This window comes from Bacteroides sp. D55t1_190419_B8 (assembly GCF_015558905.1).
GTDB lineage: Bacteria > Bacteroidota > Bacteroidia > Bacteroidales > Bacteroidaceae > Bacteroides > Bacteroides vicugnae.
The window spans coordinates 49273-52377 of sequence record NZ_JADMOU010000036.1; the positions used below are offsets into that span (position 1 = coordinate 49273).

1 protein-coding gene is annotated in these 3105 nt (G+C 27.3%); it reads left to right on the plus strand.

The window, feature by feature from the left end:
- Positions 1–2805, plus strand: a 2805-nt coding sequence (locus I2I13_RS21615) for a hypothetical protein (RefSeq protein ID WP_195650479.1), incomplete at its 5' end; no start/stop codon positions are given.
- Positions 2806–3105 lie beyond the last annotated feature (300 nt).

The window sequence follows — 3105 nt, forward strand, 5'->3', positions numbered from 1 at the left end:
GAAATTAAAAAAATAAAAACAATTAAAGATTTAGATGATTTTGCCTCCAAGAATCCACGGCAATTTAAAGAAAGTCTTACTAATTTTATTAATTACAACGAGTTTGTTGAGAACTTTTATTCAAAATATCCCCCAAAAAAGGAAGAACTCGATGAAGTTTATAGTTTGTATACAATTCATAAACGTGTTTTTAATGGCAAGAAGATTGGTATAGTAGCAATAAATTCTGCTTGGCGGGCTATTGATTCAGAAAAAGATAGAGGTAATTTATACTTTCCTTTAATATGTTTGAAAGAAGCCTTAAGTAAAATAAAAGACGTAGATTTCAAAATTCTAATTCAACATCATAATTTATCCGATTATAAAGATTTTGTATCTTCTGAATTAGAAGATATTATTTTTAATGAGTTCCATCTTTTATTAACAGGACATTATCATAGACAAAAGCAATCTTCATATTTGACTGACAGTGAAGGAATTTTTTGTAGTGTGTCTTCGGCAGCATTGTCATTATATGATAAGCATTCTGAATTAGGATACAGCATTATAGATATTGATATTGATACTTTTGAAGTTTTAATATCAATATATAACTATAATACAGTTACTAATACTATCGAATTTAAAAAGAAACTAAAGGGAGAGATTCCATTAAATCAAGAAAAAAGAGAACAGAACGAAATTAGAAAGACTATACGTAAGCGATATAAAGAAGAGTGTGAACAAGCTGATGAGTTGTTTGTATCAGGAAATGAAGAACATCATGACAAAACCTTCTTGTCTCTATTTACTAATCCAATTCTAAAATCCAAATCCAAGACAGAAATTGCAGGTAAAAAAGAAGACGTACCTACCATTCCTATCGATAATTTAACAAACTCTACAGATAATTTTATAATATTCGGCAAAGACAAAAGTGGAAAGACATCTTTATTATGGAAAATAAAACTTGATATTCTTAAGAATTATTCAACATATAAATCTGTCCCATTCTACATTGATTGCAGAAATTATAAAATGGGAAATTCAGTAAAATTAATCAATTTATTGAGTCGTTATTTAGAAATAAACAAAAGTAAAACAGAAGCCTTTATTGCCGAATATCAGTTTTGCATATTATTAGATAATTTTGACCCTTCGAATAGTGCTTTAACTTCTGAACTTTTATCCGTCCTTAAAGAATGTCCAAATAGTAGATTTATAGCAGCAACAGAAGAAACTATATTAAGAGCATATGGTACTATTGATATTGATAAAAAAGCATATAGGAGTTTATTTATTCATGAAATTACACGCAGAGAAATTCGTACTCTAACACAGAAATGGTCATCAATACCTGAGAATAGGAAAGATGTTGTTATTGATAAAATTACACAGATATTTTCTCAATTAAATATGCCAACTAATTATTGGACAGTCTCATTGTTTCTTTGGATTTTCGAAAAGACTAATGAGACTAACTTTCATAATAATTTTGAATTAATACAGCTATATATAGATGGAATTCTTGATAGAAAAAATTTCGTTATTGATAAGAATATAAAAATTGAATATGAGGATCTAAAATCTTATTTAGGAGCTTTAGCTCATTTCTTAATAAAAAAACACTTTAATGACACATGTGCCGCAAATTATGAAGATATAATAAATTTTACTACAGAATATCGAACTAAGCACAGAAAATTTGTTGCTGGAGTAGAACCAACTTTCAACATGTTAAAAGAAAAGGGAATTATTAAATTGAATGGGGTTGATAAATACACTTTTCGTTTAAATGGTGTTTTTGAATATTTCCTAGCATATCATATGACTAATGATAAAAAATTCAAAGATGAAGTGTTAAATGATGACCATTTTTATCTTTCCTTTAGTAATGAGTTAGAATTATACTCTGGATTTAACAAAAAAGACGAAGAATTTTTAAAGAAAATATATGAAAAAACGAAATGCATTTATAATAATCTATCTAAAGATCCAGACTATTTAGAAGTAGATAGGAAGTTGCTATTGAAAATGGGAGAGATTTTTGATTTTACTCCTACTGCACAGCAAATATCAGCAAGTAGTAAAGCTGTTCTCTCAATGGAAGAACAAGATCGGTTAATGGAAGAATACTTGCCAACTCCTATTAAGGAGTCAGAAGTTGAGAAGAAAAAATATTATGAACATATTGATGAAAATGCAGAGAATTTAGAAAAAGCATTATTTATTTTATCAAGAGTTTACCGAAATAGTATTTTAAGTGATGACTGTCTAGAAAATGAAATACTTGATTTTGTTCTTAATGCAGCGTGTAACTTAGGTTTCAAATTACTTGATGAATCAGATGAACTAATAGATATCAACAAAGATGAAGATAGTAATGGACAAATTTCAATGAAGTTAATGGCTAATTTTTTACCTTTAATCATTGAAACATTCCTATTTGATGCATTGGCTCAAAACAATTTAGAAAGAATAATATTAGATAAAATAGATGAGCTTAAACAAGATTCTACAAAGAATCAGCTTAAGTTGTTTATTTTGTATTTTATGTTAATTGATCTGGATATTAAAAATTGTGAGAGATACATAGATAAAATTTGTGAATTAGTTAAATTAGGTATCTTGAAACAATCTATTTTGATGAAATTATGCACGTATTTAATTTTTAAATCCAACAATAATAGTTCGATAGAAAAGATGTTGAGAGATAAAATACAGCAAATAAGTGTTAGCATTAATGCGAAAATAGACGTAGATAAATTACAAACGAATTTAAAGAAAAACGTACAAATACAAAAAATCAAAAGGAATAAACAGTAAGTTAGTCATCTATAAAGAATGCATAAACAACAAAATGGATATTCTGATATTATTATTCCAATTGTATAAAATCAAAAGGAAAAATCATTTTACTCTCAATATTTTTCATGAATAGCTCATGTAAAAATAGTAAAAATATTTAAATAAAAAGAAAAGGTAGTTGTGAGGTTACCTTTTCTTTTTTAATACGCCAAAGTAAGAATAATCTTATCTGGCATTATTCGTAAGCATCCGATAAAGTCCCCGTTTTCTCTGTCATATTTTCATAGCACCTTTGCCTGTGCAATATTGCATGAACTT